We start from the raw sequence: 275 nt of genomic DNA on the forward strand, positions 1-275 counted from the left end.
TGACGCGCCGCCGCCTGGGAGCGGGGGTCTGGGGCTTTCCCCACGTGCCAGTCACCTACTCCGCAGGAGTCGATGGTGACGCGGCCATCCAGCCCTGCTCGCACCACGGCCTGCTGAAAAACGCCTTCCGCCGTGGGCGAGCGGCTAATATTGCCTAAACAGACGAACAGCACGCGCTTCATGAACGATCCTCCGATGAGGTCATCAAGGCGCGTACCCGTGTCAGGTCCTCAGGGGTATCGACCCCCGACGGGTTCGCCGCCGCGGCCAGCGCC

General features: G+C 66.5%; 1 protein-coding gene. It reads right to left on the bottom strand.

Translation table 11 applies throughout. The annotated features are described in order from the left end of the window. Window positions 1-197, bottom strand: a 197-nt coding sequence (locus tag V0R37_RS22145) for an arsenate reductase/protein-tyrosine-phosphatase family protein (protein ID WP_489685817.1), incomplete at its 3' end; no start/stop codon positions are given. Between the last annotated feature and the right edge of the window lie 78 nt (window positions 198-275).

The sequence above is a fragment of the Pollutimonas rozaliensis genome (assembly GCF_048751585.1).
In the GTDB taxonomy this organism is placed as follows: Bacteria; Pseudomonadota; Gammaproteobacteria; order Burkholderiales; family Burkholderiaceae_B.